Source organism: Vibrio sp. D417a (assembly GCF_030248595.1).
Classification (GTDB): domain Bacteria; phylum Pseudomonadota; class Gammaproteobacteria; order Enterobacterales; family Vibrionaceae; genus Vibrio; species Vibrio alginolyticus.
The window spans coordinates 1-14,481 of record NZ_JAHGAM010000026.1; the positions used below are offsets into that span (position 1 = coordinate 1).

Here is a 14,481-nt window from a genome sequence, read left to right on the forward strand (position 1 = left end):
CCACCTAGGCATATCCTGACGCGAGAGGCCCGAAGGTCCCCCTCTTTGGCCCGTAGGCATCATGCGGTATTAGCCATCGTTTCCGATGGTTATCCCCCACATCAGGGCAATTTCCTAGGCATTACTCACCCGTCCGCCGCTCGACGCCGTTATCGTCCCCCGAAGGTTCAGATAACTCGTTTCCGCTCGACTTGCATGTGTTAGGCCTGCCGCCAGCGTTCAATCTGAGCCATGATCAAACTCTTCAATTTAAGATTTTGTTCGGCTCAATGAATACTGAACATTACATAAAGTAATGTTTGAATTGACTGTGCTGAATCCGAAGATTCAATGGTCACTTCGTATCATTGAAACCTAAATTGTTTCCGAAGAAACTATTTGGATTATCATCAACGAGTGCCCACACAGATTGATAGGTCTATATTGTTAAAGAGCTTTCCTGTTGAGCTTTGCTCAAAACAGGACGGCCATTTTAGCGAGTTAAAGTTTAGTGTCAATCACTTTTTTGCTTGGCTAATTTGGCTTGCTAACTTGGCTTCTTACTTTCGAAACTTAAGCTTCGAAGCGTTGCCGTGTCAGCGAGGTGGCATTATAGAGATTGCGATCACATTGGCAAGCCCTTTTTCTCGTTTTTTTTTGATTTTTTTATCGTTCGGATAAATTTGCATCAAAAGCGGTCAAAAGAGCACGTTATTTCTACAGTTCTCTAAATTTATCTGCGAAAAGAGCCACTTTTTCCCAATTGGTGTACTCCACCTCTTTGGTCGTATCGGTTTCGCCACCCGTCATCGACATAATGAACCTAATCATAGTTCTGTCGAACCAGCTATAACGTGGGTAATAAAGTGCACCAGCAAAAACACCGATTAGCGTTGGTTTCCAAGGCGACTTAATTAGGAACTTGCGAATGTAGGCACTACCTTCAGGAGTATCCTTTCCTTGGTCCTCTTTACGAGCGGTTAGGTTTACGCAGAAAAATGCCACTTTATTTTGCTCCAATTGATTGAGGTTTCGCTCAATAAACTGGTATAGCTTTTTATTAAGATGGCCATAGCGAATAGAGGCGCCTATCAATACTCTGTCGTATTGGCTGAAGTCAATCGTCTCGACATTATGTAAATCCACCAGCTCACAATCGAAATCTGGAAGTTGTTCATCTATATAGTGGAGAATTTTTTTAGTCTGCCCTTCGCGGGAAGAGTATAGAAATAATGCTTTTGCCACGATTTCCCCTTAGCTACGCCAAAACGTCGGCGTAAGTAGAATAAGTAAGGTAAAGATTTCCAAACGACCAAACAGCATAGAAACTATTAATACCCATTTTGCTTTGTCGTTAACATCACCAAAGTGAAGCGCCACTTCTCCCAAGCCAGGACCGAGGTTGTTCAGAGTCGCAGCCACCGCCGAGAACGCACTGAGCTCATCCATTCCTGTTGCAATCAACCCCAACATACAAACCACAAATACCAATGCGTATGCGGAGAAGAAACCCCAAACCGCATCGACAACACGTTGCGGTAGGGCACTGCCACCTACTTTGATGGTGTAAACCGCGCGTGGATGGACTAAACGTTTTAGTTCACGCGCACCTTGTAAGGTAAGAAGCAGGATACGGATCACTTTCATGCCGCCGCCTGTTGAACCAGCACAACCACCTATAAAGGAAGAGAACAATAACAGCACAGGTAAGAAGAGCGGCCAATCCGCAAAACCTGTTGTCGTAAAGCCCGCTGTTGTGGATATTGATACGGTTTGGAACAGAGCCTGATCGAAAGCATCGTATGTCGATGTGTAAGAGTGATGTTTCAGTAATAATAGAAAGCAAATGATAAATAGCAGCACTTGAATAAACAAGAAGGCGCGAAACTCAGGATCTTTCCAGTAATACTTGGGATGTGCGCCACCTGATGCAAATGCAGCAAAGTGCAGTGTGTAATTACATGCAGATATAAGCAGAAAAACCACCGTAATCAGGTTAATCGCGTAACTATCAAAGTATCCGATGCTGGCATCGTGGGTAGAGAAGCCACCAATGGCAATGGTGGAAAAGCTGTGACTGATGGCATCAAATGGCGTCATACCAGCTAACCAAAAAGCCGAAGCACAGGCGATAGTCAGGCTCAAATAGATGTACCAAAGCGCCTTAGCAGTTTCTGCTATGCGCGGCGTCACTTTAGTATCCTTGACTGGACCTGGGATCTCGGCGCGGTAAAGCTGCATACCACCGATGCCAAGTACTGGCAAAATCGCCACCGCTAATACGATGATTCCCATACCGCCGAACCACTGCAGTAACTGTCGATAGAATAGAATCGCTTTAGGTAACTCATCCAAACCAACAATAACGGTCGCCCCGGTCGTCGTGAGAGCAGAAAACGATTCAAAAAACGCATCTGTCACTGAGACGTTCGGATTGTCAGCAATGAGAAAGGGGATCGAGCCTGCACTGCCAAGTACTGTCCAGAATAAGACGACAATAAGAAAGCCATCTCGAGCTTTAAGCTCGTGCTTATACCTGCGGTTTGGGTACCAACAAACGGCCCCACAAAACAGCAGAACAAAAAATGTCGTGACAAAAGGCACACCAGCACCATCTCGATAGATCAGCGCAACGAGTGCTGGCGCAAGCATAGTGACACTAAAGAGTGCGAGCAGTAGCCCGACGATTCGAATAATTGAACGAAATTGCATGGATAAATTGACTAGCGAAGCTGTCCCTGTTGCTTCCTGTTTTTCATTATTGTCCGTCTAGCGGAGTGACAATTGCCTTTGCCCCGCTTTTATTGATGATTGCTTGGGTAAACGCGCTCACTTCTCGAAGCTCAATTTCCACCACTAATACGACCTGATCGCTGTATTCAGCCTCGACTTCTATCGCACCAAATTGCGGCATGATTGATTGTGCGATAGGCATAAACCCATAGTCTAACGTTAGTCTGAGCTTTGTGGTTATTTTTTTCTCAATAGTTTGAAGCAGCTTGAGCGCTTGTTGAACCCCACCCCCATACGCTTTAACCAAGCCGCCTGTACCTAACTTGATTCCACCAGAGTATCGCGTGACCACAGCCGTGATCTCCCCCACCCCAGATCCAGACAGCTGCGCCAGGATTGGTTTGCCTGCCGTCCCTGAAGGTTCTCCATCATCACTAAAGCCCCACTTCATCGAATCTTCTGGTCGACCAGCAACAAAGCCCCAACAGTTATGTCTAGCATCAGCGTGTTTAGCTTTGATTTGATCAACAAATGCTTTTGCAGCTTCGATACTTGGCGTGTGTGCCAAATAAGTAATGAAGACGCTCTTTTTAATTTCTTCTTCAAATTGAGCGGGCTCTGCTGGAATCAGATAAGGCTTGTCATTCATAGGATTATGGATTCATGTCTATTTGCCTGAAGTCTATCACGAGTATGATTTACCCGTCGCATAAGATCTGCCACAGCGCACAATGTTAAACACTTGTTTAAAAAATGTATTGAAATTAAACAATCCACGATCCAAACTAACTTTACTGGTCAAACCAGAACAAAAATAAAACGACTTCCTCGATACCTATTTGCCGAGGTACACGGCGTCGTTGAAATAGGTATACAGACAATCCACGATTGTATGTCATGGAGATAGACAATGATTTACCAAGCCGAAACCCTACAGGTAAAGGAAATACAAGATGGTATTGCAGAGCTAAGCTTCTGCTCTCCAAAATCCGTCAACAAACTCGACCTAGCGACATTAGAATCGCTAGATAAAGCTCTTGATGCGCTCATTGCCCATCAAGGCCTCAAGGGGTTGTTGCTCACTTCAGATAAAGACGCATTCATTGTAGGCGCAGACATTACCGAGTTTTTAGGTCTGTTTGCTAAAACGGATGCCGAGCTCGACCAATGGCTGCAATTTGCTAATAGCATCTTTAACAAATTAGAAGACTTACCCGTTCCGACCATCTCAGTGATCAAAGGCCACGCTCTTGGTGGCGGTTGTGAATGCGTGCTAGCAACAGACATGCGTATTGGTGACAAAACCACCAGCATCGGCCTACCAGAAACGAAACTGGGAATCATGCCGGGCTTTGGTGGTTGTGTACGCTTACCTCGCATTATTGGCGCAGACAGCGCAATGGAAATCATCACCCAAGGTAAAGCATGCCGAGCTGATGAAGCATTGAAAATTGGCTTACTCGATGCTGTTGTAGAGACTGATGCTTTATACGAATCAGCACTACAAACTCTTAACTCTGCAATTAATGAGAAACTTGACTGGCAAGCACGCCGAGCACAGAAAACATCGCCTCTAACGCTGAGTAAGCTTGAATCAATGATGAGCTTCACCATGGCGAAGGGTCTGGTGGCACAAAAAGCAGGTCCTCACTACCCTGCCCCAATGACAGCCGTTATCACGATTGAAGAAGGTGCTCGCTTTGCACGTAATGAAGCGTTAGACATTGAACGTAAGCACTTCGTGAAATTGGCTAAATCGGAAGAAGCAAAATCACTCGTTGGCCTATTCCTTAATGATCAATACATCAAAGGCATTGCGAAAAAAGCAGCGAAGTCAGCAAGTAAAGACACGCAACGTGCAGCCGTATTAGGTGCAGGTATCATGGGTGGCGGCATTGCTTACCAATCAGCGCTAAAAGGTGTGCCAGTCTTAATGAAAGACATCGCGCAAGCATCGCTCGACCTAGGCATGACTGAAGCATCTAAGCTGCTGAATAAACGCTTATCTCGCGGTCGCATTGATGGCTTTAAGATGGCGGGTATTTTAGCGTCAATCACACCGAGCTTACATTACGCAGGTATTGAAAACTCTGATGTGATTGTTGAAGCTGTCGTTGAAAACCCGAAAGTAAAAGCAGCAGTTTTGAGTGAAGTTGAGTCCCATGTCGGTGACGACACCGTTATCACCTCAAACACCTCGACGATTCCTATCAACCTATTGGCAAAATCACTAAAACGCCCAGAAAACTTCTGTGGTATGCACTTCTTCAACCCAGTGCATCGTATGCCTCTTGTTGAGATCATCCGTGGTGAGCACACCTCTGATGAAACCATCAATCGTGTTGTGGCGTATGCTGCGAAAATGGGCAAATCACCAATTGTCGTTAATGACTGCCCAGGGTTCTTCGTTAACCGCGTATTGTTCCCATACTTTGGCGGCTTCAGCATGCTACTTCGTGATGGTGCTGACTTTACGAAAATCGACAAAGTCATGGAGCGTAAGTTTGGCTGGCCGATGGGACCGGCGTACTTGCTTGACGTAGTCGGCATTGATACCGCGCACCACGCACAAGCTGTGATGGCAGAGGGTTTCCCTGAGCGTATGGGTAAACAAGGTCGTGATGCGATTGATGCACTGTTCGAAGCAGACAAATATGGTCAGAAAAATGGTAATGGCTTCTACAGCTACACCATAGATAAAAAAGGTAAGCCGAAGAAAACCTTCTCCGAATCGATCTTACCAGTACTTGCTGACGTTTGTGCCGATAAGCTGGACTTTGACGATCAGACCATCATTCAACGTATGATGATTCCAATGATCAACGAAGTGGTGCTGTGCCTACAAGAAGGCATCATCGCGACTCCGCAGGAAGCAGATATGGCATTGGTTTATGGTCTTGGTTTCCCTCCATTCCGCGGTGGCGTATTCCGCTATCTAGACAGCGTGGGTATTGCTGAATACGTTGAAATGGCAAAACAACACGCCGAGCTAGGTGCGATGTACCAAGTACCGCAAATGCTGATTGATATGGCGGCGAAAGGTGAAAGCTTTTACGGTGCACAACAGCAAGGTTCTATCTAAGGAGGGATTCTAAAATGACTAATCAAACAAGAAATGTTGTCGTAGTCGATTGTCTACGTACTCCAATGGGTCGCTCTAAAGGTGGTGCTTTCCGTCATACACGAGCAGAAGATCTATCTGCGCGCCTAATGAAAGGCATTCTTGCGCGTAACCCACAAGTGAACCCAAGCGAGATTGAAGACATCTACTGGGGCTGTGTACAGCAAACACTAGAGCAAGGCTTTAACGTTGCACGTAATGCCGCGCTACTCGCGGGCCTGCCGATTGAAATTGGCGCCGTGACGGTTAACCGCTTGTGTGGTTCATCAATGCAAGCGCTTCACGACGGTACACGTGCCATCATGACTGGCGATGCTGAAATCTGCCTAATTGGTGGTGTTGAGCACATGGGGCATGTGCCAATGAACCACGGTGTAGACTTTCACCCAGGTATGTCAAAGAACGTAGCAAAAGCTGCGGGCATGATGGGCTTAACGGCTGAAATGCTTGGTAAATTACATGGTATTAGCCGTGAGCAACAAGACGAGTTTGCCGCTCGCTCTCACGCTCGTGCGCACGCAGCAACCGTAGAGGGTCGTTTTAAAAACGAAATTCTACCAATTGAAGGCCACGCAGCAGACGGCACACTGTTCACTCTGGATTACGACGAAGTGATTCGCCCTGAAACATCCGTTGAAGGTCTATCTCAACTTCGCCCAGTGTTCGACCCTGCAAACGGTACAGTAACAGCCGGTACATCATCGGCTCTGTCCGATGGTGCATCAGCGATGTTGATCATGAGTGAAGAGAAAGCTAATGAACTTGGCTTGAAGATTCGTGCACGTATTAAAGGCATGGCCATTGCGGGCTGCGATCCTTCTATTATGGGTTACGGTCCTGTACCTGCGACGAAAAAAGCGCTCAAGCGTGCCGGTCTTTCAATTGAAGACATGGATGTGGTTGAGCTAAACGAAGCATTTGCCGCGCAGTCTCTGCCGTGTGCTAAAGACTTAGGCCTGCTTGATGTTATGGATGAGAAGGTCAACCTTAACGGTGGTGCGATAGCATTGGGTCATCCACTAGGCTGTTCTGGTTCACGTATCTCAACAACGTTGATCAACCTAATGGAAGCGAAAGACGCGAAATACGGTCTGGCCACCATGTGTATCGGTTTGGGTCAGGGCATTGCGACAGTATTTGAACGACCATAACAGTTCAAGACGTTGTTGTAGTGATCGAGCCAACAATCATAAGCAAATGAACTAATAATAAAATTTTTAGTATTACACTTAAGGGCGACAATTGATGTCGCCCTTTTTGTTTTACATCAATTATGCATGAAGAGCATACATTAAATGCTCAAGTTTCATTTTATTCATAGACAAAGAAGACATACACTTAGACCAGTTGATATCTTGCTGCATGTGACCCAGAGTCATGCTACCGCACAATCGGAGAACCTTATGTTTAATGCTCTAGTTCTAAATCAAGAAGACAAACGTACTATCGCTAACATCGAGCAAATCGATGAAACACAACTGCCTGAAGGCGACGTTCTGATTGACGTTGATTACTCATCGTTAAACTACAAAGACGGTCTTGCGATCACAGGTAAAGGTAAAATCATCCGTAACTTCCCGATGGTGCCAGGTATTGACCTAGCAGGTACGGTAGTAAGCTCAGAAGACGACCGCTACCAAGCTGGTGACAAAGTTGTCCTTACTGGCTGGGGCGTGGGTGAAAACCATTGGGGTGGTATGTCTCAGCGTGCTCGTCTAAAAGCGGATTGGCTAGTACCACTACCAAAAGGTCTAGACAGCAAGAAAGCAATGATGGTTGGTACTGCTGGCTTCACTGGTATGCTGTGTGTTCAAGCACTGCTTGATGCAGGCATCAAACCTGAAAATGGCGAAATCCTAGTAACTGGCGCAAGTGGCGGTGTAGGCTCAGTCGCAGTAACGCTTCTAGCACAGCTTGGCTACAAAGTTGCTGCAGTGACAGGTCGTGTAGAGAAAAACGGCCCGCTACTTGAAAAACTAGGTGCTAGCCGCATCATCGACCGTACTGAATTTGAAGAACCAGCACGTCCGCTTGAAAAACAAGTATGGGCAGGTGCGGTTGATACTGTAGGCAGCAAAGTACTAGCAAAAGTATTGGCGCAAATGGATTACAACAGTGCAGTTGCAGCTTGTGGTCTTGCAGGTGGTTTTGATCTACCAACCACAGTGATGCCGTTCATACTACGTAATGTTCGCCTACAAGGTGTGGACTCAGTAATGTGCCCTACAGAGAAACGTATCGCTGCATGGGAAAAGCTGGTCGAGCTACTACCAGACAGCTACTTCGAGCAAGCGTGTACTGAAGTTGCTCTTGCTGAAGCACCGAAATATGCAGAAGACATCACCAACGGTCAAGTAACGGGTCGTGTGGTTATCAAGCTATAAACACTGACTCAGTGTAAACAGACGAAGAGCCGGCATTGCTGGCTCTTTTTTGTTAGCAGTTCAGTCCCATATCTTCGATACGTTTAGCTATCAGACGGCTACACTCTTCACGCACAATCGTTCTTAACCATTCTTGAGCAGGAGAATGCTCGCAACGCGCATGCCAAATCATCGAGTATTCAAACGGCGTGAATTGGAATGGTAACGGCTTCACCACCAAGTCATAACGCTCGGCAACCAGATACGCCAAGTCCGCTGGCACTGTGATGATAATTGGCAAGGTATCCATGATCGCCAATGCGGCTTCTAAATGATAAGCCCGCAGAACCATTTTACGCTTAGGTTTCTCCATCAAAGCTTGTTCGATCAGCGCTTTAACCCCATCACTGATGGCAATCATGGCATGTGGATGACTCAGATAATCATCCAAGCTCATTTCTTTATCCGCTAATGGATGCTGTTTTGAAAGCATACACAGCACCCCTACTCGCCCCAACACTTCACTGCGTAGAGGCTCCACCGGGCCTGTCGGGCGACAAATCGCTAAGTCTGCACCTTCATATGTTAATTGATCAGATAAGCGGTCGTGTTGCAGTGGCAAGAAGTTAAACGACACATTCGGCGCTTCTTGGTAAATTCTCGGCAAAGCGAACGGTAAGATCGTTTGCATGGCATAGTCGGTGGTCACGATGTTGAAAGTCTGCACGCATTGCAATGGGTCAAACTCAACCGGAGATAACAACTGACGTAAAGACTCTAATGGCTCGCCCAATGAGCGATCGATCTCTAACGCTTTCTGAGTTGGGATCAAATGCTGTCCCTGACGAGTAAACAGCGGATCTCCCAATAAGTCACGCAGACGACCAAGCACACGACTCATTGCCGATTGACTCAAGTTCAGACGTGTTGCTGCCTTACTGACACTGTTTTCCTCTATCAGTACTCGCAACGCAACCAGTAAATTTAAATCTCGGCGATAGATATCTTCCAGTTCCACGAATTAGCCACTTATTTTGTATGTGTTTGGGTAAATTGTACTCTTTAGGCAAAAAAAATCCCGCCTTTCAGCGGGGAAGCCCAAGAAAAATGGGGATAGTGTCGGAATGAAGTGTCGGTAAAAAATAGGTGAGCGTTATTAAAAGCATTCTGATCCAAGCAAGAAGCGCTAATTTTCTTGCTCAGATGCGCCAGACCATCTGCGCATCTCGATCCAAATCCCAATAATAGTGGCAACCATGCCTATTAGAGGCGTCAAAGAGGTGTCAGCTGGCGTCCTGAGTACCAATGCACAAAACGAGATAAAACACAGCACTGAGTAAATCGTAAGTCTGTCTAACGCTGTTAACATTGCCTCTCCCTTGCCAGTTGTTACCAAATTGTTAATTTAAGGTAAAACAAAAAATTCGGTTTGCCAAGTGGTTATTGAATATTTTTTCAACGAAAGTAAAATTCAACGCTCAGTTAGTTACGAGAATCACACTATGAGCTTTAATCCTGAACTGGCAAACAAGACATTAGAGGCGGAAGGACTGCGCTGCCCAGAGCCAGTGATGATGGTCAGGAAGACAATTCGCAACATGCAAGATGGTGAGATTTTGCTGGTCAAAGCAGACGATCCATCCACGACTCGAGACATTCCGAGTTTCTGCCGCTTTATGGACCACCAATTAGTTGCGGCGCAAACGGAGCAAGTTCCGTATCAGTACCTGATCAAGAAAGGATTGGAATAATCTGGTCGAACTAAAAACGGCAGCCTATATTGGCTGCCGTTTGTTTATTCGTCGTATTCGAGTGTGCGAACTTCTGATTGGAGCTTGTTAAGTTGTTTCTTCATTGCCCGCATCTCTTCATGCATAGGAATGATGTGAGCGACACGAATCCACGCTTCTACTGTCAATCCAGTAAGAACGAACGATCCTGCTACAATCGGTAACCACATATCAGTTAGCACCATCGCTAGTAAACACAGCGCTAAACCAAAAGTGAATAAATAACTCTGACTCTTCGGGGACATCCCCATGTAACGTGTAAGCATAAACTTGCCCTCTCGCTATCATTCACACCATTAAACTACCATGACAAGTATGACACTTATATGTCATCCGTCACGCAACGGAACGATTTAGAGTCAGAGTTTGAACTCGCGCAGCACGCCACTAATGATTGATAACTCACATCATTTCACGTGCAAAAAATCAGAACAGTGCAGCCCCTATTGCCAGAGCAATAAACAAAAATGCGGTGATTTTACGGATCAGCCCTAAAGGCATCTTGTCGGCCGACAATTTACCAATCAGGACCACAGGAACATTCGCCAGCAGCATACCGATTGTGGTACCGATAATCACCAAACTTAACGCATCCGCGTATTGCGCCCCTAAGATGGAAGTGGCGATCTGAGTTTTATCGCCTATCTCCGCAACGAAGAACGCGATAAAGCTGGCAATAAATGGGCCTCGATTAGAAATCTGTTCGTCATCATCCAGTTTGTCCGGGATCAGAACCCAAGCCGCCATCGCGACAAAACTGACCACCAGCACCCACTTTAAAATCTCAGGTGATAGATAGTCTGCGACAACCACACCTAACCATGCAGCCAAAGCGTGGTTGGCAATAGTTGCCAAAAAGATTGCTGCAATAATTGGGATTGGTTTTCGGTAACGACTTGCGAGTAATAGAGATAGCAATTGGGTCTTATCGCCAATTTCTGCTAACGCTACAGTAGTAATTGAAATAGCTAAAACGCTCACGACATGCTCATTGGGGCAGGGATTATTATTTTTAACCGAAGACAAACCTCACGCCCCTACCCCGGTTCGTGATGATTTGTCTAAGGTCTTGCTAAACTTGAAAGGCTTCAAGTCTCGAACGCCATGGTGATTTTGCACCAATTATGTTGACGGACGAACCAGATGAAACAGAAACTTCATCAGGTAAGCTACTCCCCAAAGACAGGCGCAATTCTAGCCACCTTTGTTGCGCTTCTCAAGAGCCAAAGCAGGCAAAAACTCCCTTTTAGGAAAAATACAGCAGATAACGCGGTAAAAATTCATTAAAGGAGAAAATCGCCCACGAATTAATCAAGATTAGCTCTACTCCCATGCTCAATATCTGGTTATACTAGATTGTTAATTTATTCAACCGTAATTACTCTTTATCGCCGTTGTTAGAGTTGAAAAACTCGGCATAGATGACGAATTAACGAGTAACAAGAGAATCGCGCGAACCTGACTTATGCAAAAATACGATATCAAAACCTTCCAGGGAATGATCCTCGCGCTGCAGGATTATTGGGCTCAAAATGGTTGTACCATTGTTCAACCGCTAGATATGGAAGTGGGTGCGGGTACCTCTCACCCAATGACCTGTCTACGAGCGCTTGGCCCAGAGCCAATGTCGACAGCTTACGTACAACCTTCACGTCGTCCTACTGATGGCCGTTACGGTGAAAACCCTAACCGTCTTCAGCACTACTACCAATTCCAAGTAGCGCTAAAACCATCGCCTGACAATATTCAAGAGTTGTACCTTGGCTCCCTTGAAGTTCTTGGTATTGACCCTCTTGTACACGACATCCGTTTCGTAGAAGATAACTGGGAAAACCCAACACTAGGCGCATGGGGTCTGGGCTGGGAAGTTTGGCTAAACGGCATGGAAGTGACTCAGTTTACTTACTTCCAGCAAGTTGGTGGTCTTGAGTGTAAGCCAGTAACTGGTGAGATCACTTACGGTATCGAACGTCTAGCAATGTACATCCAAGAAGTAGACTCTGTTTACGACCTAGTTTGGAACATCGCACCAGACGGCAGCAAAGTGACTTACGGTGACATCTTCCACCAAAACGAAGTAGAGCAATCAACTTACAACTTCGAGCACGCAGACGTTGAATTCCTATTTGGCTTCTTCGAACAGTGTGAAAAAGAGTGTAAAGAGCTGCTTGAGCTTGAAAAGCCACTGCCATTACCTGCTTACGAGCGCATTCTAAAAGCGGGTCACGCATTCAACCTACTAGACGCACGTAAAGCGATCTCAGTAACTGAACGCCAACGTTACATCCTACGCATCCGCAACCTGACGAAAGCAGTTGCAGAAGCATACTACGCATCGCGTGAAGCTCTTGGCTTCCCAATGTGTAAGAAAGAACAAGCGTAAGGGGTAGAGTAACATGGCAAAAGAATTTCTAATCGAGCTAGGTACAGAAGAGCTACCACCAACGCAACTTCGCACTCTAGCTGAAGCATTCGCAGCAAACTTCGAAGCAGAACTAAAAGGCGCTGAGCTTGCTCACGAAGGCGTGAAATGGTTCGCGGCACCTCGTCGTCTTGCACTTAAAGTGGCAGCACTAGCAGACAGCCAGTCTGACAAAGTTGTTGAGAAGCGTGGTCCTGCGGTTTCTGCAGCATTTGACGCGGAAGGCAACCCAACAAAAGCGGCTCAAGGCTGGGCACGCGGTTGTGGCATCACGGTTGACCGAGCAGAGCGCATGGTAACAGACAAAGGTGAATGGCTACTGTTCAAACAAGAAGTGAAAGGTCAGCCAACGTCTGAGATCGTAGTTGAACTTGCAGCGAAAGCACTAGCAAACCTACCTATCGCAAAACCAATGCGTTGGGGTAACAAAACGACTCAATTTATCCGTCCAGTTAAGACGCTAACCATGCTAATGGGCAGCGATCTAATCGAAGGCGAGATCCTTGGTGTCGCTTCAGACCGCACTATCCGTGGTCACCGCTTCATGGGTGAGCAAGAGTTCACTATCGATTCTGCTGAGCAATACCCTGCGATTCTAGAAGAGCGCGGTAAAGTAATGGCAGATTACGAAGCGCGTAAAGCAATCATCCTAGCTGACGCACAAAAAGCGGCAGCAGCGGTTGGCGGTATCGCTGATCTAGAAGATGACCTAGTAGAAGAAGTAACGTCTCTGGTTGAATGGCCAGTAGTACTAACAGCGAAGTTTGAAGAAGAGTTCCTAAAAGTGCCTTCTGAAGCGTTGGTTTACACCATGAAGGGTGACCAGAAGTACTTCCCTGTCTACGATGAAAACAAGAAGCTACTACCTAACTTCATCTTCGTATCGAACATCGAATCAAAAGAGCCTCGTTACGTAATCGAAGGTAACGAGAAAGTGGTTCGTCCTCGTCTTGCTGACGCAGAGTTCTTCTTCAACACAGACCGTAAGCGTCCGCTTATCGACCGTCTGCCAGAACTAGAACAAGCGATCTTCCAAAAGCAACTGGGTACGATCAAAGACAAAACAGACCGCATCACTGAACTTGCTGGCTACATTGCTGAGCAAATCGGTGCTGACGTTGAGAAGTCAAAGCGTGCTGGTCTACTAGCAAAATGTGACCTAATGACCTCAATGGTATTCGAATTCACGGATACTCAAGGCGTTATGGGTATGCACTACGCTCGCCACGACGGTGAAGCAGAAGAAGTTGCAGTAGCACTGAACGAGCAATACATGCCTCGTTTCGCAGGTGATGAACTGCCATCAAACGGTGTTTCAACTGCAGTTGCAATGGCAGACAAGCTAGACACTATCGTAGGTATCTTCGGTATTGGTCAAGCGCCTAAAGGCAGCGATCCATTCGCACTACGCCGCGCATCTCTAGGTGTACTACGTATCATCGTTGAATACGGCTACAACCTAGATCTTGTTGACCTAGTAGCGAAAGCGAAGTCACTGTTCGGCGACCGCCTAACCAACGACAACGTTGAACAAGACGTTATCGAGTTTATGCTTGGTCGTTTCCGTGCTTGGTACCAAGACGAAGGCTTCAGCGTAGACATCATTCAAGCGGTTCTAGCTCGTCGTCCGACGAAACCAGCAGACTTCGACCAACGAGTTAAAGCGGTTTCTCACTTCCGTGAACTAGAAGCAGCAGAGTCTCTAGCAGCAGCGAACAAACGTGTAGGTAATATCCTAGCGAAATTCGACGGCGAACTAGCAGCAGACATCGACCTAGCACTTCTACAAGAAGACGCAGAGAAAGCACTAGCAGAAAGCGTTGAAGTAATGACTGAAGCGCTAGAGCCAGCATTTGCTACAGGTAACTACCAAGAAGCCCTAAGCAAGCTAGCTGACCTACGTGAACCAGTTGATGCGTTCTTTGATAACGTAATGGTAATGGCAGACGACGAAGCACTTAAGAAGAACCGTCTGACACTACTGAACAACCTGCGTAACCTGTTCCTACAGATCGCAGACATTTCTTTGCTTCAAAAGTAATTCATTACTCTTCGAAGTGATTAAGAAATAAG

The 14,481-nt window shown here is 46.4% G+C and carries 13 protein-coding genes and 1 rRNA gene; 6 read left to right on the forward strand and 8 right to left on the reverse strand.

The genetic code is table 11. From position 1 onward, the window contains the following. From KI742_RS19515 to KI742_RS19530, 4 genes are all read right to left on the reverse strand, one after another. Positions 1–251: ribosomal RNA gene (locus KI742_RS19515) — 16S ribosomal RNA — on the reverse strand; the annotation flags it as partial. Between the two features lie 445 nt (positions 252–696). After that, on the reverse strand, positions 697–1,224 hold the full coding sequence (gene hemG / locus KI742_RS19520; protein WP_005378894.1) for a menaquinone-dependent protoporphyrinogen IX dehydrogenase: 528 nt from the start codon (positions 1,222–1,224) through the stop codon (positions 697–699). A 9-nt stretch (positions 1,225–1,233) separates the two neighbouring features. Continuing rightward, complete coding sequence (locus tag KI742_RS19525) at positions 1,234–2,691, reverse strand: TrkH family potassium uptake protein (protein WP_225497065.1); 1,458 nt, start codon at positions 2,689–2,691, stop codon at positions 1,234–1,236. Positions 2,692–2,737: 46 nt separating this feature from the next. After that, entirely contained in the window at positions 2,738–3,361 is a 624-nt protein-coding gene (locus KI742_RS19530) for a YigZ family protein (RefSeq protein WP_005378891.1), read from the reverse strand. A 261-nt stretch (positions 3,362–3,622) separates the two neighbouring features. On the opposite strand from KI742_RS19530, the gene fadB reads away from it, so the two are divergent. From fadB to KI742_RS19545, 3 genes are all read left to right on the forward strand, one after another. Next, entirely contained in the window at positions 3,623–5,794 is a 2,172-nt protein-coding gene (gene fadB, locus KI742_RS19535; protein ID WP_225497067.1) for a fatty acid oxidation complex subunit alpha FadB, read from the forward strand. A gap of 14 nt (positions 5,795–5,808) precedes the next feature. Further along, a complete protein-coding gene (gene fadA, locus KI742_RS19540) occupies positions 5,809–6,984 on the forward strand; it encodes an acetyl-CoA C-acyltransferase FadA (protein ID WP_006743176.1) in 1,176 nt (391 codons plus the stop codon). Positions 6,985–7,236: 252 nt separating this feature from the next. Further along, positions 7,237–8,217: an MDR family oxidoreductase gene (locus KI742_RS19545; protein ID WP_005378882.1), complete on the forward strand. Its 981-nt coding sequence runs from the start codon at positions 7,237–7,239 to the stop codon at positions 8,215–8,217. Between the two features lie 52 nt (positions 8,218–8,269). Here KI742_RS19545 and KI742_RS19550 read toward each other — a convergent pair whose 3' ends face one another. Together KI742_RS19550 and KI742_RS19555 are read right to left on the reverse strand one after the other, a co-directional pair. Then, on the reverse strand, positions 8,270–9,214 hold the full coding sequence (locus KI742_RS19550; protein ID WP_005378881.1) for a LysR family transcriptional regulator: 945 nt from the start codon (positions 9,212–9,214) through the stop codon (positions 8,270–8,272). 168 nt (positions 9,215–9,382) lie between these two features. Then, the gene (locus KI742_RS19555) at positions 9,383–9,565 is read right to left on the reverse strand and encodes a hypothetical protein (RefSeq protein WP_225497069.1); all 183 of its coding nucleotides are present in this window, start codon (positions 9,563–9,565) and stop codon (positions 9,383–9,385) included. Positions 9,566–9,698: 133 nt separating this feature from the next. Here KI742_RS19555 and tusA point away from each other — a divergent pair, with 133 nt between their 5' ends. After that, the gene (gene tusA, locus KI742_RS19560) at positions 9,699–9,947 is read left to right on the forward strand and encodes a sulfurtransferase TusA (protein ID WP_005378879.1); all 249 of its coding nucleotides are present in this window, start codon (positions 9,699–9,701) and stop codon (positions 9,945–9,947) included. 44 nt (positions 9,948–9,991) lie between these two features. On the opposite strand, the gene KI742_RS19565 is transcribed toward tusA, so the two are convergent. Beyond that, positions 9,992–10,252, reverse strand: a complete 261-nt coding sequence (locus tag KI742_RS19565; protein WP_005378878.1) for a hypothetical protein — start codon at positions 10,250–10,252, stop codon at positions 9,992–9,994. A gap of 160 nt (positions 10,253–10,412) precedes the next feature. Next, positions 10,413–10,967 (reverse strand): TMEM165/GDT1 family protein, encoded by a 555-nt coding sequence (locus tag KI742_RS19570; RefSeq protein ID WP_005378877.1) that lies wholly within the window; start codon positions 10,965–10,967, stop codon positions 10,413–10,415. Positions 10,968–11,451: 484 nt separating this feature from the next. On the opposite strand from KI742_RS19570, the gene glyQ reads away from it, so the two are divergent. Together glyQ and glyS are read left to right on the forward strand one after the other, a co-directional pair. Then, positions 11,452–12,369: a glycine--tRNA ligase subunit alpha gene (glyQ, locus tag KI742_RS19575; RefSeq protein ID WP_005383818.1), complete on the forward strand. Its 918-nt coding sequence runs from the start codon at positions 11,452–11,454 to the stop codon at positions 12,367–12,369. A gap of 13 nt (positions 12,370–12,382) precedes the next feature. Then, positions 12,383–14,449 (forward strand): glycine--tRNA ligase subunit beta, encoded by a 2,067-nt coding sequence (glyS, locus tag KI742_RS19580; protein ID WP_205391068.1) that lies wholly within the window; start codon positions 12,383–12,385, stop codon positions 14,447–14,449. Positions 14,450–14,481 lie beyond the last annotated feature (32 nt).